Source organism: Marinobacter sp. Arc7-DN-1, from assembly GCF_003441595.1.
GTDB classification, from domain to species: Bacteria; Pseudomonadota; Gammaproteobacteria; order Pseudomonadales; family Oleiphilaceae; genus Marinobacter; species Marinobacter metalliresistant.
Genome location: NZ_CP031848.1, coordinates 3,255,203 through 3,275,158, shown reverse-complemented (window position 1 = coordinate 3,275,158; position 19,956 = coordinate 3,255,203). Strand labels below are relative to the sequence as shown.

Genomic DNA, 19,956 nt, shown 5'->3' with positions numbered 1-19,956 from the left:
CGGCTCCGGGCAAATTTATCGAGTTCCGGCTCCGGGAAAAGGCCCGGGAGCGGGACGGTCAGTTCAAAATCAGACTTCCAGAATAACCGGCACCGAGTCGGTGAGGGTCAGGAGGCCCGTTGGATTGCCATTGCCCCGACTCAGGTCAGCGCGGTAGGCGATCACTTCCACGCCCGCATCGCAGGCCTCGCGCAGCAGCTCGCCGTATTTCCGGTCAATGTGGTCCGCCGGACGAACCGTTTCGATACCGGTGTGATTGACGACGAAAAACAGGACAGCGCGATCGCCCTGCTGTACCTGCGCCATCAGCTCGCGAAGGTGTTTCTGGCCGCGCTCGGTGACCGCATCCGGGAAAAAGCCCTGGCCGTTTTCCGCCAGCGTGACATTTTTCACCTCCACCCATGCATCGGCCGCCTTCCCATGACCGGAAAGCAACAGATCGATCCGGCTTTTCTCCGAGCCGTATTTTACTTCGGCCCGGCACTCCGGGTAGCCGGACAATTCCACCACCGTTCCGGCCTGTACGGCCGCCCGGGCCTGAGCATTGGGCCGGGCGGTGTTCACGCAGGCCAGCTGCCCGGGCGAGGTTTCCACCAATTCCCAGGTGTATGGAAGTTTGCGCCTGGGGTTGTCGCTGCGACTGAGCCACACCCGGGCGTTGTCAGGCTGGCAGCCCAGCATGGAGCCGGTGTTCGGGCAGTGGGCGGTGACCTCGGTGCCGTCCGGGAGCCGTACATCCGCCAGAAAGCGTTTGTAGCGGCGGATAAGACGGCCTTCAAACAAAGGTTCTGGAAACTTCATGTGATCTCCGTACAAAAGTAGATGTCACAAGGCTGGCACCCCCGAGACTAATCTGCTATTTTCCGCAAATTCCCGTTTCAGGACGAATGCTTCATCCAGGATACAACCGCGCAGCCACGGGGGCTCACGCGGAGTGAAGCAAAGCGTTCTTGTGAAGTACAAACAAGAGGCCGGGTGCAATGGCAAATACTGCACAACAACCACGCGAACGTTTTACCAACTTCACCCCCTACGAAATGAAGAAGGGTGAAGAGTACATGAGTGCTGAGATGCTTCAGCACTTCAAGGATCTGCTGCTGCAGTGGAAGCAGGAACTGATGGAAGAAGTTGACCGCACCATGCATCACATGCAGGAAGACGCGGCAAACTACGCGGATCCGAGTGATCGCGCAACCCAGGAAGAGGAATTCAGCCTGGAACTGCGTACCCGTGACCGCGAGCGGAAACTGATCAAGAAAATTGACCAGACCATCGACCGCATCGACAAGGACGACTACGGTTTCTGTGACCAGTGTGGCGTGGAAATTGGCATCCGCCGACTGGAGGCCCGCCCGACGGCCACCTTGTGCATCGACTGCAAAACCCTGGCCGAGATTCGCGAACGCCAGACCGGTATCTGAATCAGCCATTCGACAGCCGCCGGCTTTGTGCCCCTTACAGCAAGGCCGGCTGACTGACTGCCATGACCAATCCCCGGTACCGCGGCCGGTTCGCGCCTTCTCCGACCGGCCCATTGCATTTCGGCTCGCTGGTAACCGCACTCGCCAGCTTCCTGGAAGCCCGCAACCAGGGTGGCCAATGGCTTATCCGCGTTGAAGACCTTGACCCCCTGCGGGAACCTCCGGAAGCAACCGGACAGATCCTCTCCAGCCTCGACGCCCACGGCCTGTTTCCCGATGAACCAGTCCGGTTCCAGTCCCGGCGGCACAACGCCTACCAGACCGCCATTGCCCGGCTAATGGAACAGGGGGACGGCTACCGTTGCCCCTGCTCGCGAAAGGAACTCCAGGCCAACGAGGGGCGCCACCCCAATCAATGCCGCAGCGGCAAGGCCGTAACCGGCGACCGCCCTTTTTCCATTCGCTTTGCCCTGACAGACGAGGACTGCCACTGGCAGGATCTGCTGCTGGGCCCACAACACCAGATCGTAAGAGCAGAACTGGATGACCCGGTCATTCTCCGCAAGGAAGGGTTCTACGCCTACCAGCTTGCGGTGGTGGTTGATGACATTGACCAGGGCATTTCAGATGTGGTCCGCGGCTCGGACCTGCTGGAAATGACCGCCCAACAACAACAGATTTACCGGGCGCTTGGTGCCAGGCCACCGCGCTGGCTGCACATTCCGGTCGTTCTCAACGAAGCGGGCCAGAAACTCAGCAAGCAGACCCATGCGCCGGCCCTGGACGACAACACGCCCGGACAAAACCTGTTCAGGGCACTGGTCGCCCTCGGCCAGAACCCACCGGAAGCGCTAGCAAAAGGCCCACCGGAAACCCTGCTGGACTGGGGCCAGGCGAACTGGCAACGGGGCGCCATCCCCCTGACATCCCGGTGAGGGACATGGTATAAAGCCCTTCTCACACCTCAGCGCGGATAGCATGCCTGATGTATATCTACCGTCTGGTCTTCCTGTTGGTACTGGCCATCTATATTTTTTCGCCCAACATCCTCGACTGGTGGACTTCGCCGGGAAACGCCTGGTATAGCCCGTATGTTATCTGGGCCGGGCTGATTGCCATCGGTTTCTGGCTGGAATGGCGGCGGGATCCCAATGAGTTTTAGTGCCTCTGGCCTGCTGCTCGCCAGCCTGCTCTACCTGGTCCTGCTATTCGGTATTGCCTGGGTGACCGAGCGTGGCATGCTGCCGCGCCAATGGGTCCGCCATCCCCTGGTCTACATCCTCAGCCTGGGCGTGTACGCAGGTATCTGGGCGGTTTACGGGGCCGTTGGCATGGCGGCGGAATCCGGCTACGGCTTCCTGGCCTATTATCTGGGCATCAGTGGCGCCTTCCTGCTGGCGCCCGTGCTCCTGAACCCTGTCATGCGGATCGGTCGCGCCTACCAGCTTACTTCCCTCGCAGACCTGTTTGCCTACCGGTACCGCAGCCAGTGGGCGGGCACCCTGGCAACCCTGTGCTCCGGCGGCGCCATTCTGGCACTGCTGAGCATGCAGATTCAGGCCGTGGTCACATCGGCCAGCATCCTGGCACCGGATACCTCACCCAAGCTGATCAGTGTGATGTTCAGCCTCATCGTGGTGTTGTTCGCCATGCTGTTCGGAGCTCGCCGGGACCAGAACTCCGAGAATCATCAGGGCCTGGTTCTGGCCATCGCTTTCGATTCGCTGATCAAACTGGTGGCGTTACTGGTGCTCGGCGGTGTCATTCTGTTCGGGGTCTTCGATGGCATGGACGGCCTGGAACACTGGCTCGACAACAGATCCTCCGCGGCCGCCACCATGACGCTCAGCATTGACGACGGTAGCTGGCGGGCACTGATGCTGATGTCGTTTGCCGGGGCGCTGGTGCTTCCGCACATGTACCACATGACCTTCAGCGAAAACCCCTCCCCCAAAGCCCTGGCGAAGGCCAGTTGGGGCCTGCCACTTTACCTGTTGCTGCTTGGCCTGCCAGTCCCCCTTATTCTGTGGGGCGGTCAGGAACTGGCGGTGACAACAGGGCCAGGGTTCTTCGCCATTGGTGCCCCTCAGGCCCTGGACAGCCCCACGCTCACACTGCTGATGTACATTGCCGGCCTGTCAGCGGCCAGCGGCCTGATGATCGTCAGCACACTGGCACTGGCGGGCATGGCCCTGAACCACGTGGTGCTGCCACTGAAAACCCCGAAAGACCAGGGCGACATCTATCGCTGGCTGCAGTGGATCAAACGGCTGCTCATCGCGGTGATTATTCTCCTGGCGTTGCTGTTCCACGAGACCATCGGCAAAAATCTTGACCTGTCCATTCTCGGTGCCATTTCGCTGTCCGGCACCCTCCAATTGCTGCCCGGCGCCCTTGGCGTGATTTACTGGCCAGAGGGCAACCGGCGAGGACTCATCGCCGGTCTGCTTGTCGGGCTGGCAATCTGGGTCGTCACCCTGGTCCTGCCCTTCTCTCATACCGCCAATTTACTGGCCTGGTTCGACGCCCCGCTGATTCCGGATTACAGCAACTGGCACATCTTCACCTTCGTGAGTCTGACGGCCAATATCACCGTCTTTGCCCTCATCTCGGTACTCAGCACCAGCACCAGCGAGGAGGCCAGTGCCGCCCAGGCATGCTCGCTGGGCGCCCTCTCCCGCCCCCAACGACGGGAACTGCTGGCCACCTCTTCCAGCGATTTCGTCCGGCAACTGGCGGAGCCCCTGGGCTATGGGGTGGCCCGACGGGAAGTGGAGCGGGCGCTCGCCCAGCTGAAGCTGCCGAACATAGAGTACCGGCCCTACCAGCTCCGAAGGCTCCGGGATCAGGTTGAGATCAACCTGTCCGGCCTGCTCGGGCCCGCCGTTGCCCGGGACATGGTCAAGCGTCATCTGGGCTTCAAACCCATGGCCCAGGGCGGTACCGCCCAGGACATCCGGTATGTCGAACGCGCCCTCGGCGATTACCAGAACCGGCTGACCGGGCTGGCCGGAGAACTCGACAACCTGCGCCGGCATTACCGGCAAACCTTGCAGAACCTGCCCATTCCCGCCTGCTCGGTGGGCGAAGATGGCGAGATCCTGATGTGGAACCACACCATGGAGGAACTCACCGGCATCACAGCCGACGACGTGGTCGGTGCCCGGCTGATGGCACTGCCCGAACATTGGCACCTGTTGCTGGAGGGGTTCAATCGGGGTGAAGATCTGCACCGTTACAAACACCGACTGGACCTCCGTGGCAAACCACACTGGCTGAACCTGCACAAGGCCGCCCTGAGCGGGCCGGATCACACCGAAGGTGGCAGTATCATCCTGGTGGAAGACCAGACTGAGACCCGCCTGCTGGAGGACGAGCTCATGCACAGTGAGCGGCTGGCCTCGGTGGGCAGGCTCGCAGCAGGCGTTGCCCATGAGATCGGGAATCCGGTTACCGGCATTTCCTCGCTGGCCCAGAACCTGAAGCTGGAAACAGACAACCCGGATATTCTGGACACGGCTGAACAGATCCAGCAACAGACCCGGCGCATTTCTGCCATCCTGCAATCGCTGATGAACTTCGCCCGGACCGGCAATCACGCCCAGGCGAACCGGTACGAGCCCGTAACGATACATCGGTGTGTCGAGGAATCGATCAATCTGCTGTCACTCAGCGACAAGGGGCTGGGCATCCATTACATCAATGACTGCCCACCGTCGCTGCAGATCCTCGGGGATGAACAACGCCTGGTTCAGGTGTTCGTCAACCTGTTGGCCAACGCCCGGGACGCATCCCCTGAAGGTGGCACCGTCCTGATCAGTGGAAAGGGTGACGGCTACTCCGCTATTATCGAGGTCGCCGATGAGGGCCCGGGCATCCCCGGAGACCAGCTTGATCATATCTTTGAGCCGTTTTACACCACCAAGGCACCGAATAAAGGTACCGGCCTTGGCTTATCGCTGGTGTACAGCATTATTGAAGAACACTACGGCAACATTCAGGTTGAGAGCCCCGCCAATGCAGAAACAGGCAGGGGCACCTGCGTACGGCTGAGATTGCCAGCCTACGAATCCGAAACCGAAACCGAAACCGGCAACACTACCATCAGCCAGAACCAAAGGTCTTGAGACTGTTATGCCTCGAATTCTGATCGTGGAAGACGAAGACATTATTCGCTCAGCAGTACGCAAGCTGCTGCAGCATGCCGGCTATGAAGTCGCCGATGCCTCATCTGTCGAAGAAGCCGAGCAGAACCACGAACCGGACCAGTTTGACCTGATCATCTCCGATCTTCGCCTGCCCGGTGCTGCCGGCACCGAGCTGATCAACCGGGCGCCGAACACCCCGGTGCTGATCATGACCAGCTACGCCAGCCTTCGCTCGGCCGTGGATTCCATGAAAATGGGCGCCGTTGAATACATCGCCAAACCGTTCGACCACGACGAAATGCTGGCTGCCGTAGAGAACATTCTGGCTCGAAAACCGTCTGGCCAGAACACTGGCGGTGAACCCGCCGCCACCGCCGAAATACCCGAAAGCAGCGACCCCGCCAACATCATGTTCGGCGATTGCGACCCCATGCAGCGCGTGTTTACCCTGATCCGCAAGGTTGCGCCCACAGAAACCACCGTGCTGATTCAGGGGCAATCCGGTACCGGCAAGGAGCTGGCCGCCCGCGCCCTTCACCTGATGAGCCCGCGCGCCACCAAGCCGTTAATTTCGGTGAATTGTGCGGCGATTCCGGAAAGCCTGATTGAATCGGAACTGTTCGGCCATGAGAAGGGTGCCTTTACCGGTGCGGTTTCAGCGAGGACGGGCCTGATCGAAGCGGCCGATGGCGGCAGCCTGTTCCTGGATGAAATCGGTGAATTACCCGCAGAAGCCCAGGCCCGTCTGCTACGGGTGCTGCAGGAGAGCGAGATCCGCAAGGTTGGCTCCACTCAGAGCCGAAAGGTAAACGTGCGGATGATTGCGGCTACCCACCGGAACCTGAAAGCCATGACACGCACGGGCGAGTTCCGGGAAGACCTTTATTACCGGCTGAATGTCATGCAGATCCGGATTCCGCCGTTACGGGAACGTCAGAGCGACATTCTCGGCCTGGCCCGCCGCTTCCTGAAGCGCCAGGGTGAGAAAATGGGCAAACCCAACCTCAATCTCAGCCCTGAGGCCATGCGGGCTCTCGAACGCCACCGCTGGCCAGGTAACGTGCGGGAACTGGAAAATGCCATTGAGCGGGCCACCATCCTCTGTGATGGCGATGTTATTACTCCGGCACTACTGGACCTCGACAGTGAAGGTGGCGACGAGTACATCCCGGAAACGCTGGTGGAAGGCAACAATGAGCAAACCCGGACCCGGGAAGCAGATTCAGCCAACGACCTTTCCCTGGAAGACTACTTCCAGCACTTTGTTCTCGAGAACCAGGACCGCATGAGCGAGACCGAGCTGGCCCAGAAACTGGGGATCAGCCGGAAATCCCTGTGGGAACGTCGCCAGCGCCTTGGGATCCCGCGGAAAAAACCCTCAGGAAACTGAAACCAGAATAGTGTGAACGGAAACTCAGTTGTTACTCTTTGTTCCTCTCGGTAACACTCCCCCTCAGGAGTAACGTGATCTCAGTAACACTTAGGTCAGATACGGGGTAACACTTATAGCCTACAAAATCGTAAGGCATTGTTAATAAAAGAAATAAAAAAACTGGCACACGGACTGCAGACTATTAAGCGCACAACAACAAAAACAAGAGTGACAAAGCAGCGCCACAACAAAAACAAAAAGCTGCGGAAAAACGTTCGGTAACAAAAACAAAAACAGGACGTGAGCGAACTGAGTGTTTTGGGTACTTTGCTTTTTAGTGGCCCCACGGCACGTGCGAGTTGTAGATGCAGAGAAGAATTGCCTTACAGGTGACGCTGCAGCTACTCCAAACCCGCCCGATGTCTCTGGCTGCTCTGTGTATTCAAAGCTTTCCGTTTGCACTGTTGATATGCCCCAGATTTGGGGATAGACAGTGGGGTACAAAAACGAAGAAAAATCCCGGCAAAAACAAAAACAATGCAGATCGTCAACGCTTTCAGGGCGGATTCGTGTAAACGGATCCGCCTTTTGATTTTCTGGGCACCGGAACTGTAATCCACGGCAGACGTGTGCAAATCCTGCTCAAACCGTTAAACTCTCGGTTTTTGCTCATCGCGGCCACGGATTTCAATGCCTAAATCAATTTTCACACTCGTCGAGCAATCGGTCGGTAAATTCCGTTCATTCATGTCCGGCAACGGAAAAAAGAAAGCCCTCATCTACCAGCGGCGGGAAATCCCCCGGGACCAGCACAACGTCTCCCGCTCGGTAATCAGTGAGCCCGCCAAGAAGGTCCTGCATCGCCTGAATAAGTCAGGCTATGAAGCCTACCTGGTCGGTGGCGGCGTCAGAGACATCCTGCTGGGTGGAAAGCCCAAGGATTTCGACATCGCCACCAACGCCACGCCGGAAGAAGTACACGATCTGTTCCGCAACTCCCGGCTGATCGGCCGCAGGTTCCGAATTGTTCACGTGGTGTTTGGCCGGGAAGTCATCGAGGTAACCACCTTCCGGGGCAACGCCACAGAAGCCGATACCGACGCCGATGATGACGATCGCAGAACCAGCGAACATGGGCTACTGCTCCGGGACAATGTCTACGGCAATCAGGAAGAGGACGCCCTGCGCCGGGACTTTACAGTAAACGCCCTGTACTACTGCATTCGCGACTTCACCATCATTGATTTCGCCAACGGCATAGAAGATTTGCGTAACCGGCAACTGCGCCTGATTGGCGACCCGGAAACCCGTTACCGGGAAGATCCGGTTCGTATGCTCCGGGCCATCCGGTTTGCCGCCAAGCTCGGGTTTGATATCGAACCGGAAACCGAAGCTCCGATAAAAGAGCTGGCTCCGTTACTGAGTCATATCCCTTCTGCCCGGCTGTTTGATGAAGTGCTCAAGCTGTTTTCCGCTGGTCACGGCGAGGCCACCTACGATCTGTTAACCCGTTACAACCTGCTCGAGCCACTGTTTCCTGAAACCGTCAGGGCCATAGAGGCCGGCGAACCGGATGAACTGATCCGCCAGGCTCTACGGAATACCGACGCCCGTATTGCCCAGGGCAAATCGGTCACCCCCTACTTCCTGTTTGCCGCCATGCTCTGGCCGGCGCTCCAGGCGGAATGGCATCGCAGACAGGACAACGGCGACCCGGTTCAACCCGCACTGCATGGCGCCATCGGCAAGGTGATCGGCCGGCAGGTGCAGGCAACCTCAATTCCCAAACGCTTCTCGGGGCCCATGAAGGAAATCTGGGAACTCCAGATGCGCCTGCCTCGCCGCCAGGGCAAGCGGGCCTTTGTCACCATGACGCATCCCCGGTTCCGGGCTGCCTACGATTTCCTGCTGGTCCGGGAGGATTCTGGCGAGATTGAGCCAGGTCTGGGCCAATGGTGGACCGAGTTCCAGCAAGCGGATGAGCGGCGCCAGGAGCGGATGCTATCCGAACTGGCCAGCGACGCGCCGAAAAAGCGCAAACGCCGCCGCAAACCGGTTCAAAGACCGCCACAGCAATGATGACCGATGCGTTCATCGGGCTGGGCAGCAATCTCGAAGCGCCTGTCGTCCAGCTCGCCCGGGCCGTTTCCGAACTGGCTGCCCTGCCGGACACCACCCTCGTGGCCCAATCAGCCTTTTATGCGAGCCGGCCCGTCGGCCCGCAGGACCAGCCAGACTTTGTCAACGGCGCTGTGTGGCTGAAAACATCGCTGCCCCCCCATCAATTGCTGGACCAGCTACAGTCAATCGAGCAGGCCCACGGCCGGGAACGGCTCCGGCACTGGGGGCCCCGAACCCTCGACCTGGATCTGCTGCTGTTTGGGGACCGGACACTGGATGATGAACGGCTTACCGTACCCCACAGGGAACTGCCAAACCGCGACTTTGCCCTCCAGCCCTTACTGGACCTGAACCCAGGCCTGACATTGCCGGACGGAACACCCGTTGCCGCTCTGCGCCGCCAATGCCCGGACAACCGCTTGCGCAAGCTTCCACCCGCGGATTACCCTTAACACTTCAGCGCCGGTACCCCGGCCCGGTCTAGGCCCATCCACCCAAAAGGCAAGGATTCTATGGCTGTTACCATCAATACCCTGCGTGAATTCAAGCAGAAGGGCAAAGCCTTCGCAGCCCTTACCTCCTACGACGCCACCTTCTCCCAGGTCGTCAGCGAAGCGGGCGTTCACGTTATTCTGATTGGCGATTCCCTTGGCATGGTGCTGCAGGGCCACGACAGCACTCTGCCGGTGACCATGGACCAGATGGTGTACCACGTCAGCTGTGTCGCCAAGGGTAACCGCGGTTCCCTGATCATGGCGGACATGCCGTTCATGAGTTACGGAACCGTTGAGGCCGCCCTGGAGAACGCCGCGGAACTGATGCGCGCCGGCGCCCACATGGTGAAACTCGAAGGCACCGACTGGATGAAAGACACCATCGCCGCCCTGAGCGAACGCGGCGTGCCCGTGTGTGCACACCTGGGCCTGACACCGCAGTTCGTCAACAAGTTTGGCGGCTACAAGGTACAGGGCCGTGACGAAAAGGCAGCGGAGATGATGATCGAACATGCCTGCGAACTGGAGTCAGCCGGCGCCGACCTCATTCTGCTGGAATGTGTTCCGGCGCCGCTGGCCGCACGAATCTCCCAGGCCGTCAGGGCTCCGGTAATTGGCATTGGTGCGGGCTCGGATACCGACGGCCAGGTCCTGGTACTGCATGACATGCTCGGCATCACCACCGGCCGCAAACCGAGGTTCGTGAAAAACTTCCTGGCCGAGACGCATTCGGTACAGGAGGCGATTGAGGCCTATGTGAACGCCGTCGGCGAGCGCACATTCCCCGCTGAGGAGCATACGTTCAAGGCATGAGAACCATACATTCCCTGAAAGAACTGAGGACCATCCTTCGCGGCTACCGCGGGCGGGGTAAAACCATCGGCCTGGTGCCAACCATGGGAAATCTGCACGAGGGCCACGTTTCCCTGGTCCGAAAAGCTGCCGAGATGGCCGATGTTGTGGTTACCAGCATCTTTGTCAATCCAATGCAGTTCGGAGCCGGCGAAGATCTGGACAAGTACCCGAGAACCCTGGCTGAAGATCAGGATAAGCTCGCTTCGGCCGGCAACACTCTGGTATTCGCCCCTACCCTGGACGAAGTGTATCCGGAAGGGCTGGCAAAACAGACCCAGGTGGTTGTACCGGATGTCAGCGATGGCCACTGCGGCGCCAGCCGGCCCGGTCACTTTGAAGGCGTTGCAACGGTGGTGACCATGCTGTTCAACATGGTTCAGCCGGACCTTGCGGTGTTTGGCGAGAAGGACTTCCAGCAACTCGCCGTCATCCGGAAAATGGTCCGCGATCTGATGATGCCTGTCGATGTCGTTGGGGCGCCCACCGTTCGGGAGGACGATGGTCTGGCGAAAAGCTCCCGAAATGGCTACCTCACACCTGATGAACGGAAAATCGCTCCGGTTGTGTACCAGACCCTGCAGGCCACGGCCGGAAAAATCGCCGATGGTCGTACAGACTTCCAGGCTCTGGAAAGCGAAGCTGAGCAAAGCCTGGGCAAGGCCGGGCTGCGTCCGGATTATTTCAACATCGTGAATAGCCAGACCCTTAAGCCGGCCACCCCGGATGATCAGGAGATCACTCTCCTGGCGGCGGCCTTCCTCGGCACGACCCGTTTGATTGATAACCTGTCCGTAACCCGATAGGCCCACAGAAAAGGAGACTCTGATGTCCGCAAATCCGGCAGTACTGACCTCGAAACCCGAATGGCAGACACTGAAGGAACACAGGGAACGTCTGGACGGCATTGCCATGACGGATCTCTTCAGACAGGATCCCGAGCGGGCAAAGCGCTACTTTATCGAGGCGGCGGGACTGTCCCTGGATTTCTCCAAGAACCGGCTCACCGACGAGGTGCTTGAGGCACTGCTGGCACTGGCAAGCAGCTGCAACCTGGAAGCCCGGCGCGAGGCACTGCTGCGGGGTGACCGCGTGAACGTCACCGAGGACCGCCCCGCCCTGCATACGGCGCTTCGCAATCCGGGCACGGAGGCCATCATGGTGAACGGCCAGGACGTCGTTGCCGAGGTACAGCGCACCCTGGCACGGATGGAAACGCTGGTAGACGGCGTGCTGAGCGGCAGCCGCACCGGATACACCGGCAAACCCTTTACTGACGTCGTAAGCATCGGTATCGGCGGCTCCTATCTCGGGCCCAAGCTGGTGGGCGAGGCACTCCAGCCCTACGGACAGTCTGGCGTACCGTGCCATTACGTGGCCAACATCGACGGCACCGAAATCTGTGAAACCCTCCGGCAGGTGAATCCGGAAACCACTCTGTTTCTGATCCAGTCCAAATCCTTCCGGACCCAGGAGACCCTGGAAAACAGCAAGGTGGCGCGCCAGTGGTTGCTCGACCACTGCGGCGACGAACAGGCGATTTCCAGGCACTTCATGGCCGTTACGGCCAACGTGCCGGCAGCACGGACTTTCGGAATCGATCCGGACAACGTCTTTCCCATGTGGGACTGGGTCGGAGGCCGTTACTCCCTCTGGTCCGCCATCGGATTGCCCATCGCCTTCACCGTCGGCATGGCCAACTTCCGGGCTCTGTTGGCCGGCGCCCACGCTATGGACCAGCACTTCCGGGAGGCGCCACTGCACCAGAACCTGCCGGTAGTCATGGCGATGCTCGGGGTCTGGTACAACAATTTCTGGGGCGCCGAAACCCACGCCATCCTGCCCTACGATCACTACCTGCGCAGCCTGCCGGACCATCTCCAGCAGCTGGATATGGAGAGCAACGGCAAGAGCGTGACCCAGGGCGGCGAGGCTCTGGCCTGGCAGTCCGGGCCGGTCATCTGGGGCGGGGTTGGCGCCAACGGCCAGCACGCTTACCATCAGCTGATTCACCAGGGCACCCGCCTGATTCCGGCGGACTTCATCATTCCCCTGACCACTCACAATCCCGTTGCCACCCATCATGCGGACCTGTTTGCCAATTGCCTCAGCCAGTCCAGAGCCATGATGGCCGGCAAATCCCTGGAAGAAGCCAGGGCAGAACTGGCGGCGGAAAAGCACTCCGACGCAGAGATTGAGCAGCTTGCCCCCCACAAAGTGATTGCGGGCAACAAACCGAGCAACACCCTGACGATGGAGAAGGCAACCCCGGAAACCGTCGGCGCACTCATCGCGCTCTACGAACACCGGACCTTCGTGCAAGGAGTGATCTGGGATGTGGATTCGTTTGATCAGTGGGGGGTGGAACTGGGCAAACAGCTCGGCAAAAGCATTCTGCCTCGCTTGCTTGGCCAGGACACCGGCGACCAGGACAGCGACAGCTCCACCGACCACCTCATCGAGCTGTTTCGCTCAGCCAGCGACCGCTCTTGATATCTGCCGCCCCTGCCAGCTGAAATCCACCGGCCAGAGTTTCTGGCCGGTGTTGTATTGACGCCACAGTTGGCCATAGGCTTTACCGCACACCGGATGCACGGCTTCCGGCGCAATGTCTGCCAGGGGTCGAAGAACAAAGGCATTCTTGAGGATTTCGCCCCGTGGCAGCTCAACACCATCAACCCGCCCGACAACGTCGCCGTAGGTCAGAATGTCCAGATCCAGGGTTCGGGCACTGAACTTCGGGACATCCCTGCGCCGGCCATTGTCCGCCTCAAGTTGCTTGAAGCGCCGGGACAGCTCGGCAACCGGCAGTACCGTGTCGACACCCACGACCAGATTCAGGAACGGGGAGCCATCAAACCCTACGGCCTCACTGTCATACACCGGTGAGACACTCAGTTCACCAAACCATTCATGCAGGGCATCAAGCGCGGCGATAACGTATCGCTCCCGGTCTACATTGCTGCCAATACTGAGGTAGACCCGGACGGGACCCGACATTACCGCGACCCCCTTTCGATGCACACGCCCACGGCCTTCGCGCCGGGCACGGCACCCGGTTTACGTATGGCCAGCCTGAGCCAGATTACGCCAAATTCTGCCTGCAGAACCCCGGCCAGGACCTCGGCGCCGTGTTCAAGCAGCTTTGGCCTGAGTTCTTTCAGACAGGTCCCGATCCGACGACTGACTGTGGCGTAATCCAGAGCGTCGGCAACATCATCGGAACGGCCAGGCACCCGATTATCCCAGGCCATCTCCAGGTCGATGACCAGGCTCTGGGTGACTTCCCGTTCCCAGTCGTAGACACCGACCACTGTCTCCACAACCAGGCCTTCGATAAATACGCTGTCTGCCAAGGGGGCTCCCGGACTCTTCCACTCGTTCGTGATTGAATAACGCACAACCAGGGGATATTGTGAGCAAGCTGGCCGGCGTTTTCAGGGCCGGCATTTTCGCACACAATGACCAGATACGTCTTCGCTTCCGAGCCCACAGCATGATTCCCAGTGACCCGGTATTAACCGTTCTGCTCTATGCCGCCGCTTATATGGCCGGCTCAGTGCTGTTCGCACTGCCAGTGTGCCGGCTCTGGAAGCTACCGGATCCCAGGACCCAGGGCTCCGGCAATCCGGGCGCAACCAACGTTTACCGCACCGGAGGCTGGCCGCCAGCCCTGATGACGCTCGCACTCGACGCCGCCAAGGGTTGGCTCCCGGTCTGGCTGGCTCACGCTGCCGGCCTCTCGGTGATGGTTCAGGCTATCGTGGCGCTGTGCGCAGTGACCGGCCACATGATCCCGGTGTTCTACCGGTTTCAGGGCGGCAAAGGCGTGGCAACCGCGCTCGGTGCCGGTCTTGCCCTGGCGCCGGTAACCACGCTGGTGATGGCTGCCATCTGGACGCTGGTGATCTGGCGCTGGCGAATTTCAGCCCTCGCCTCGCTGCTGGCCATCATCAGCGGGCCGCTTATCAGCGCGTTTATCGAGCCGGAAACCCTGCCCCTGTTTGGCCTGCTGGCTATCCTGATCGTGGTTCGCCACCGCAACAACCTGATCCGGCTCACACAGGGCCGGGAGGCTGGCCTCTAAAGCTCCGTCGAGAGATCAGTCAACCAGCCCTGCAGACCTAGGCTCACTGATCGGCGGTAACCTATTCATCGGCCACCGGGGCACCGCAAGGATCCGCTCGCCATCCTGCTGGCCCGCCTTGAGGCGTTGGGCGCCGGCATAGGCAATCATGGCACCGTTATCGGTACAGAACTCCGGGCGGGCATAAAAGACATCCGCTTTCCGTTTGGTCGCCATTTTTTCCAGGCCGGCACGCAAACGCCGGTTGGCACTGACGCCCCCTGCGATAACCAGGCGCTTGCAGCCGGTCTGCTCCAGAGCCCGGCGGCATTTGATGGTCAGGGTGTCCACCACAGCCGCCTCAAAAGCCAGAGCAATATCCGCCCGGGTCTGGTCATCCAGCCCACCGGAATCCCGGGCAGCATTCACGGTATTGAGGGTAAAGGTTTTCAGGCCACTGAAACTGAAATCCAGCCCGGGCCGGTCGGTCATTGGCCTCGGAAACCGGTAGCGCCCTTCAGTGCCTTTCTCGGCGAGTGCCGCCACCCGGGGGCCACCCGGATAATCCAGGCCGAGCATCTTGGCGGTTTTATCGAAGGCTTCACCGGCGGCATCGTCCACCGACTCACCCAGCATTTCATACGCACCTATGCCATCGACCCGCACCAACTGCGTGTGCCCGCCGGAAACCAGCAAGGCCACAAAAGGAAATGCGGGCGGATTGTCCTCTAACATGGGCGCCAGCAGATGCCCCTCCATGTGATGCACACCCAGCACGGGAATGCCCAGGGCAAAGCCCAGCGCATGAGCCACAGCGCCACCCACCATAAGCGCGCCCACCAGCCCGGGGCCCGCGGTGTAGGCAATGCCCTCTATATCGGTGCGGCTTCGCCCGGCATCCGCCAGCACCTGATCACACAGTGGCAGGAGCTTGCGGACGTGGTCCCGGGAAGCCAGCTCGGGCACCACACCGCCGTAATCCGCATGCATGGCTATCTGGCTGAACAGTGCGTGGCCCAGCAGGCCCTGCTCGGTGTCGTACAGTGCAACGCCGGTTTCATCACAGGAGGTTTCAATACCAAGTATCAGCATAGTGTCTGGCCACATTGGTTAGCAGAAATGGATTGGCAGAATTGAAAACGAGGCGCATTTTAGCAGAAACCCGAAACCCACTGGCAGATTCATCGAACAAACATTGACCTCGCCATAAGCCAGGCGCTATCATTGCCGCCCTAAATTATGCACTGGTCGAGTTTTAGCCAATCTGACCAGGGATCGAGAACCGATCTGGCCATGCCAGGCGGACAAAATTGAAACCGAATCTATCAGGTAGGTGATTTTCGAATGCCAGCTGTTAAAGTGAAAGAGAATGAACCGTTTGACGTAGCACTGCGTCGCTTCAAGCGTTCCTGCGAAAAAGCAGGTGTACTTTCTGAAGTGCGTCGTCGTGAGCACTACGAGAAGCCGACCGCTGTTCGTAAGCGCAAAGCAGCCGCTGCCGTTAAGCGTCATCTCAAGAAGCTTCAGCGGGAACAGCGCAAGTTCGAGCGTCTGTACTAAGTTTTCCGACGCCGCTTGACTGCAAAGCACTGATTGCCTGTACAGCCGCAGGCTGCACAGAGCGACTCAAAAATGCCGCCGAGGCTTGGCTTCGGCGGCATTTTTGGCTATTGGCCAATTCCGATGACGGCCTGATGTGGAGCCTCCATGAGCGGACTGATCCCTCAACAGTTTGTTGAAAACCTGCTGGACCGCATAGATCTGGCGGAACTGATCGGTTCACGCATTACACTCAAGAAAGCCGGCGCCAATTACAAGGCCTGCTGCCCGTTCCACGACGAGAAAACACCCTCGTTCAATGTCCGGCCGGATAAGGGCTTTTACCACTGCTTCGGGTGCGGAGCTCATGGCGACGCCATCAGTTTTGTCAGGGAGTTCGACGGACTGGGTTTTACCGAAGCAGTTGAAGAACTGGCCAAACGGGTCGGACTGGAAGTGCCCTATGACCGGGCTGCGAAACAGGAAATCCAGCAGGCCCGAACACTGACAGACGCTCTGGATTTTGCCAGCCGCTTCTATCACTCAGCGCTGCAGGGCCAGCAGGGCGCCTATGCCCGGGACTACCTGAAGCAGCGAGGCCTGGACAGCACCATCGTAGAGCAATACCAGGTGGGTTACGCACCCTCAACCGGTACCGCCCTGTACGATGCGGCGAACAGAGACCTCCAGGGCCCGCTGATCGAGACCGGCACGGTTTCCGACAAATACGGCCGGCCCAGGGACCTGTTCCGGAACCGGGTCATGTTCCCGATTCGCAACAGCCGGGGCAAAACAGTCGCCTTTGGCGGTCGTACACTGGGTGACGACAAGGCGAAATACATCAACTCCCCGGAGTCGGATGTCTTTCATAAGAGCCGCGAGATATACGGACTGTTTGAGGCCAGGCAGGCAATCCGGCAGCTCGACAAATTACTCGTGGTTGAAGGCTATATGGACGTTATCGCCCTCGCCCAGCACGGCATTCATTATGCCGTTGCAACCCTGGGCACGGCGACGAATCAGGACAGCCTGACGGCCCTGCTGAGACAGGTCAGACACATTGTGTTCTGCTTCGACGGAGACCAGGCCGGCTTCCGGGCCGCTGACCGGGCCATGGAAAATGCGCTGGAACTGATGGCCGACGGCCTCCACCTGCAGTTTCTGATGCTGCCACAGGGTGAGGACCCGGACACACTGGTGCGAAAGGAAGGCCCCGAGGCCTTCCAGAAGCGCATTGACGGCGCCACACCCATGTCCCGGTACCTGTTTGACCGGCAGAGCGAAGGCCTGGATCTGCAGTTGCCAGAACACCGGGGCGAACTGAGGGCCCGGGTTGAGCCAATGCTCAACAAGATGCCAAGAAGCACCCTCCGGGATGCCATGTGGCATGAAATGCTCCGCCTCTGCGGCGGGCGCAATCCGTGGCAAAACCGGCAGCACGGACAACAAAAAGGCAGGTGGAACGGCGAGCGAAGGGACCGGGTTACCGAAGAGCGCATCGACGTAAAACTCAGCAAGGACAGCATTCTCTGCCTTGCCCTGCTGGAGGCGCCGGATCTGGCCACCGAAGTAACAGAGCTGGCCAGCGGCTCCAGACAGTTTAACCAGGCCCGTAATTTTGCAAGCTGGATTCTGGAGAAGGCCGTCCGGGATCGAAAAGCACTGGTTCGCGGACTGGCACTGGACAACACAGCCCGGGAGCGGTTTTACCACCTGTTTGACGGGATCGAGCACATTCCGGCGCGGGAAAGCACGCTGGCCGCCGCGAGGGAGCTTCTAAGCCCGAACGAGGAAGCATCGCGCCAGCTGCGACTGGCAACACTGTTACGAAACCTGTCAAGCCTCACAACCGAGGAGCGGCAGGAGCTGAGAGCCCTGAGTGGTGGAACCCGGGACTAACAGCACTTGAAACTTGATGCACTGATCACCATCTAACCATGAAGCCGCGGCTCCTTGGTGGCAGAGCAACCGAGCGACAGCTATAATGGCTGTTTCACTTTTTTCCTTCTGAAAAGCGAGTTCACAGGGTGTCTATGTCAGGCAATTCGCAAAAATCACGTTTGAAAGACCTCATTGCACGAGGCAAGGAACAAGGTTACCTGACTTACGCCGAGGTAAACGACCACCTCCCGGAAGACATCGCTGACCCGGATCAGGTCGAAGACATCATTCGCATGATCAACGACATGGGCATTCAGGTGTCTGAAGTTGCACCGGACGCAGACACGCTTCTGATGACCGATGGCGATTCCACGGCCGACGAAGCCGCTGCCGCCGAAGCCGCCGCCGCGCTGGCTGCCGTAGAATCCGACGCCGGCCGAACCACAGACCCGGTCCGCATGTACATGCGGGAAATGGGCACTGTGGAACTGCTGACCCGTGAAGGCGAAATCGTCATCGCCAAGCGTATCGAGGAAGGTATCCGCGATGTCATGGCTGCCGTCGCGCACTTTCCCGGCATCACCGGCACCGTTAGCCAGGCCTACGACCGCATTATCGAGAACGAAGGCCGCATCAGCGACGTGGTAACCGGTTTTCTGGACCCGGACGATGCCGAGCCGTTCATGGGCGAGGACACCACCACCGATAGCTCGGACGATTCCGGCTCATCCTCCGACGATGACGACGATTCCTCAAACGAGGAAGAAACCGATAACGGACCCGATCCGGAAGAAACCCGTCTCCGGTTCGAACTGCTCAACGAAAAGCTGAATGCCGCCAACAAGGCACTGGCCAAGCACGGCCGTTCCGACAAGAAAACCCAGCAAGCCCTGAACGAGCTGGGCCAGGTGTTCGCGCCGTTCAAGCTGGCCAACAAGGCATTCGATGAACTGGTCAACGTGGTTCGCTCCACCAATGATCTCGTGCGCGAGAACGAGCGGGCGATCATGCAGATCTGCGTGCGTGACTGCAAAATGCCGCGCAAGGATTTCATCAAATCCTTCCCTGGCAACGAGGTCAACCTGGACTGGGCCGACAAGATCGCCAAAAGCAAGAAGCCTTACGCAGCGCCGATTTCGGAGCGCATTGACGAGATTGTTCGCCTCCAGAAGCGGATCCAGAACGTGCAGAACGAAGTGGATCTGGATGTCGCCGACATCAAGGAAATCAACCGCCGCGTCTCCATTGGCGAAGCCAAGGCCCGCCGTGCCAAGAAGGAAATGGTCGAGGCCAACCTGCGACTGGTTATTTCCATCGCCAAGAAGTACACCAACCGCGGCCTGCAGTTCCTGGACCTGATCCAGGAAGGCAATATCGGCCTGATGAAGGCCGTAGACAAGTTTGAGTACCGCCGCGGCTACAAGTTCTCCACCTACGCCACCTGGTGGATTCGCCAGGCCATCACCCGCTCCATCGCGGACCAGGCCCGCACCATTCGTATTCCGGTGCACATGATTGAGACCATCAACAAGCTCAACCGCATCTCCCGCCAGATGCTGCAGGAGATGGGCCGGGAGCCCACGCCGGAAGAGCTTGGCGAACGCATGGAAATGCCCGAGGACAAGATCCGCAAGGTGCTGAAGATTGCGAAAGAGCCGATCTCCATGGAAACTCCGATCGGCGATGACGAAGACAGCCACCTGGGCGACTTCATCGAAGATATCCAGGCCCTCTCCCCGGTGGATTCCGCTACCGCCGAAGGCCTGCGCGAGGCCACCCGCTCCGTACTGGCCGGGCTCACAGCCCGCGAGTCCAAGGTATTGCGGATGCGCTTTGGCATCGAGATGAACACTGACCACACCCTGGAAGAAGTCGGCAAACAGTTCGACGTTACCCGGGAACGTATCCGTCAGATCGAAGCCAAGGCACTGCGCAAACTGCGTCACCCGTCACGCTCCGATCACCTGCGTGGCTTTATCGACGACCAGGGTAATCAGGGATAATTCCCGCAAACAGTAGCGGGCGCCACACCTCACCGGTATAATGGCGCCCGCTTTGTTTC

The 19,956-nt window shown here is 59.6% G+C and carries 18 protein-coding genes; 14 read left to right on the top strand and 4 right to left on the bottom strand.

Annotated features, from left to right (window positions below; all coding sequences use genetic code 11):
- Nucleotides 1-69: 69 nt before the first annotated feature.
- The gene (gene sfsA, locus D0851_RS15395; protein WP_117619440.1) at nucleotides 70-801 is read right to left on the bottom strand and encodes a DNA/RNA nuclease SfsA; all 732 of its coding nucleotides are present in this window, start codon (nucleotides 799-801) and stop codon (nucleotides 70-72) included.
- A 179-nt stretch (nucleotides 802-980) separates the two neighbouring features.
- Here sfsA and dksA point away from each other — a divergent pair, with 179 nt between their 5' ends.
- The 10 genes from dksA (at nucleotide 981) to pgi (ending at nucleotide 12,901) form a co-directional block, all read left to right on the top strand.
- Nucleotides 981-1,421 (top strand): RNA polymerase-binding protein DksA, encoded by a 441-nt coding sequence (dksA, locus tag D0851_RS15390; RefSeq protein WP_117619439.1) that lies wholly within the window; start codon nucleotides 981-983, stop codon nucleotides 1,419-1,421.
- 62 nt (nucleotides 1,422-1,483) lie between these two features.
- Entirely contained in the window at nucleotides 1,484-2,356 is an 873-nt protein-coding gene (gene gluQRS, locus D0851_RS15385; protein ID WP_117619438.1) for a tRNA glutamyl-Q(34) synthetase GluQRS, read from the top strand.
- A gap of 50 nt (nucleotides 2,357-2,406) precedes the next feature.
- The gene (locus D0851_RS20250; protein ID WP_007153470.1) at nucleotides 2,407-2,583 is read left to right on the top strand and encodes a hypothetical protein; all 177 of its coding nucleotides are present in this window, start codon (nucleotides 2,407-2,409) and stop codon (nucleotides 2,581-2,583) included.
- Nucleotides 2,573-5,548, top strand: coding sequence for a sensor histidine kinase (locus D0851_RS15380; protein WP_117619437.1), 2,976 nt, complete (start codon nucleotides 2,573-2,575; stop codon nucleotides 5,546-5,548). The genes D0851_RS20250 and D0851_RS15380 overlap by 11 nt, the downstream gene beginning before the upstream one ends.
- A 7-nt stretch (nucleotides 5,549-5,555) precedes the next feature.
- The gene (locus D0851_RS15375) at nucleotides 5,556-6,959 is read left to right on the top strand and encodes a sigma-54-dependent transcriptional regulator (RefSeq protein WP_117619436.1); all 1,404 of its coding nucleotides are present in this window, start codon (nucleotides 5,556-5,558) and stop codon (nucleotides 6,957-6,959) included.
- A 729-nt stretch (nucleotides 6,960-7,688) separates the two neighbouring features.
- Nucleotides 7,689-9,020, top strand: coding sequence for a polynucleotide adenylyltransferase PcnB (gene pcnB / locus D0851_RS15365; protein WP_205422346.1), 1,332 nt, complete (start codon nucleotides 7,689-7,691; stop codon nucleotides 9,018-9,020).
- On the top strand, nucleotides 9,017-9,514 hold the full coding sequence (folK, locus tag D0851_RS15360) for a 2-amino-4-hydroxy-6-hydroxymethyldihydropteridine diphosphokinase (RefSeq protein ID WP_117619434.1): 498 nt from the start codon (nucleotides 9,017-9,019) through the stop codon (nucleotides 9,512-9,514). Before pcnB ends, folK (D0851_RS15360) begins: the two co-directional genes overlap by 4 nt.
- A 60-nt stretch (nucleotides 9,515-9,574) precedes the next feature.
- Entirely contained in the window at nucleotides 9,575-10,369 is a 795-nt protein-coding gene (panB, locus tag D0851_RS15355) for a 3-methyl-2-oxobutanoate hydroxymethyltransferase (protein WP_117619433.1), read from the top strand.
- Complete coding sequence (gene panC, locus D0851_RS15350; RefSeq protein WP_117619432.1) at nucleotides 10,366-11,214, top strand: pantoate--beta-alanine ligase; 849 nt, start codon at nucleotides 10,366-10,368, stop codon at nucleotides 11,212-11,214. Before panB ends, panC begins: the two co-directional genes overlap by 4 nt.
- A gap of 22 nt (nucleotides 11,215-11,236) precedes the next feature.
- Entirely contained in the window at nucleotides 11,237-12,901 is a 1,665-nt protein-coding gene (pgi, locus tag D0851_RS15345; RefSeq protein WP_117619431.1) for a glucose-6-phosphate isomerase, read from the top strand.
- Here pgi and folK (D0851_RS15340) read toward each other — a convergent pair.
- The gene (folK, locus tag D0851_RS15340; protein ID WP_117619430.1) at nucleotides 12,881-13,408 is read right to left on the bottom strand and encodes a 2-amino-4-hydroxy-6-hydroxymethyldihydropteridine diphosphokinase; all 528 of its coding nucleotides are present in this window, start codon (nucleotides 13,406-13,408) and stop codon (nucleotides 12,881-12,883) included. The two genes, pgi and folK (D0851_RS15340), sit on opposite strands and share 21 nt — an antisense overlap.
- Complete coding sequence (locus D0851_RS15335) at nucleotides 13,408-13,764, bottom strand: dihydroneopterin aldolase (protein WP_117619429.1); 357 nt, start codon at nucleotides 13,762-13,764, stop codon at nucleotides 13,408-13,410. The genes folK (D0851_RS15340) and D0851_RS15335 overlap by 1 nt, the downstream gene beginning before the upstream one ends.
- Nucleotides 13,765-13,904: 140 nt before the next feature.
- Here D0851_RS15335 and plsY point away from each other — a divergent pair, with 140 nt between their 5' ends.
- Nucleotides 13,905-14,495, top strand: a complete 591-nt coding sequence (plsY, locus tag D0851_RS15330; RefSeq protein ID WP_117620429.1) for a glycerol-3-phosphate 1-O-acyltransferase PlsY — start codon at nucleotides 13,905-13,907, stop codon at nucleotides 14,493-14,495.
- A 15-nt stretch (nucleotides 14,496-14,510) separates the two neighbouring features.
- On the opposite strand, the gene tsaD is transcribed toward plsY, so the two are convergent.
- Nucleotides 14,511-15,566, bottom strand: a complete 1,056-nt coding sequence (gene tsaD, locus D0851_RS15325; RefSeq protein WP_117619428.1) for a tRNA (adenosine(37)-N6)-threonylcarbamoyltransferase complex transferase subunit TsaD — start codon at nucleotides 15,564-15,566, stop codon at nucleotides 14,511-14,513.
- 252 nt (nucleotides 15,567-15,818) lie between these two features.
- On the opposite strand from tsaD, the gene rpsU reads away from it, so the two are divergent.
- The 3 genes from rpsU to rpoD all read left to right on the top strand — a co-directional run bounded on the left by rpsU (nucleotide 15,819) and on the right by rpoD (nucleotide 19,897).
- The gene (rpsU, locus tag D0851_RS15320; protein ID WP_007153483.1) at nucleotides 15,819-16,034 is read left to right on the top strand and encodes a 30S ribosomal protein S21; all 216 of its coding nucleotides are present in this window, start codon (nucleotides 15,819-15,821) and stop codon (nucleotides 16,032-16,034) included.
- A gap of 147 nt (nucleotides 16,035-16,181) precedes the next feature.
- A complete protein-coding gene (gene dnaG, locus D0851_RS15315) occupies nucleotides 16,182-17,912 on the top strand; it encodes a DNA primase (RefSeq protein ID WP_117619427.1) in 1,731 nt (576 codons plus the stop codon).
- 134 nt (nucleotides 17,913-18,046) lie between these two features.
- Entirely contained in the window at nucleotides 18,047-19,897 is a 1,851-nt protein-coding gene (gene rpoD, locus D0851_RS15310; protein WP_117619426.1) for an RNA polymerase sigma factor RpoD, read from the top strand.
- The last annotated feature ends 59 nt before the right edge of the window (nucleotides 19,898-19,956 follow it).

Excerpts from the sequence above, each read along its gene's own strand:
- sfsA (WP_117619440.1), bottom strand. The coding sequence starts at position 801 with ATGAAGTTTCCAGAACCTTTGTTTGAAGGCCGTCTTATCCGCCGCTAC.
- dksA (WP_117619439.1), top strand. The coding sequence starts at position 981 with ATGGCAAATACTGCACAACAACCACGCGAACGTTTTACCAACTTCACC.
- gluQRS (WP_117619438.1), top strand. The coding sequence starts at position 1,484 with ATGACCAATCCCCGGTACCGCGGCCGGTTCGCGCCTTCTCCGACCGGC.
- D0851_RS20250 (WP_007153470.1), top strand. The coding sequence starts at position 2,407 with ATGTATATCTACCGTCTGGTCTTCCTGTTGGTACTGGCCATCTATATT.
- D0851_RS15380 (WP_117619437.1), top strand. The coding sequence starts at position 2,573 with ATGAGTTTTAGTGCCTCTGGCCTGCTGCTCGCCAGCCTGCTCTACCTG.
- D0851_RS15375 (WP_117619436.1), top strand. The coding sequence starts at position 5,556 with ATGCCTCGAATTCTGATCGTGGAAGACGAAGACATTATTCGCTCAGCA.
- pcnB (WP_205422346.1), top strand. The coding sequence starts at position 7,689 with ATGTCCGGCAACGGAAAAAAGAAAGCCCTCATCTACCAGCGGCGGGAA.
- folK (WP_117619434.1), top strand. The coding sequence starts at position 9,017 with ATGATGACCGATGCGTTCATCGGGCTGGGCAGCAATCTCGAAGCGCCT.
- panB (WP_117619433.1), top strand. The coding sequence starts at position 9,575 with ATGGCTGTTACCATCAATACCCTGCGTGAATTCAAGCAGAAGGGCAAA.
- panC (WP_117619432.1), top strand. The coding sequence starts at position 10,366 with ATGAGAACCATACATTCCCTGAAAGAACTGAGGACCATCCTTCGCGGC.
- pgi (WP_117619431.1), top strand. The coding sequence starts at position 11,237 with ATGTCCGCAAATCCGGCAGTACTGACCTCGAAACCCGAATGGCAGACA.
- folK (WP_117619430.1), bottom strand. The coding sequence starts at position 13,408 with ATGTCGGGTCCCGTCCGGGTCTACCTCAGTATTGGCAGCAATGTAGAC.
- plsY (WP_117620429.1), top strand. The coding sequence starts at position 13,905 with ATGATTCCCAGTGACCCGGTATTAACCGTTCTGCTCTATGCCGCCGCT.
- tsaD (WP_117619428.1), bottom strand. The coding sequence starts at position 15,566 with ATGCTGATACTTGGTATTGAAACCTCCTGTGATGAAACCGGCGTTGCA.
- rpsU (WP_007153483.1), top strand. The coding sequence starts at position 15,819 with ATGCCAGCTGTTAAAGTGAAAGAGAATGAACCGTTTGACGTAGCACTG.
- dnaG (WP_117619427.1), top strand. The coding sequence starts at position 16,182 with ATGAGCGGACTGATCCCTCAACAGTTTGTTGAAAACCTGCTGGACCGC.
- rpoD (WP_117619426.1), top strand. The coding sequence starts at position 18,047 with ATGTCAGGCAATTCGCAAAAATCACGTTTGAAAGACCTCATTGCACGA.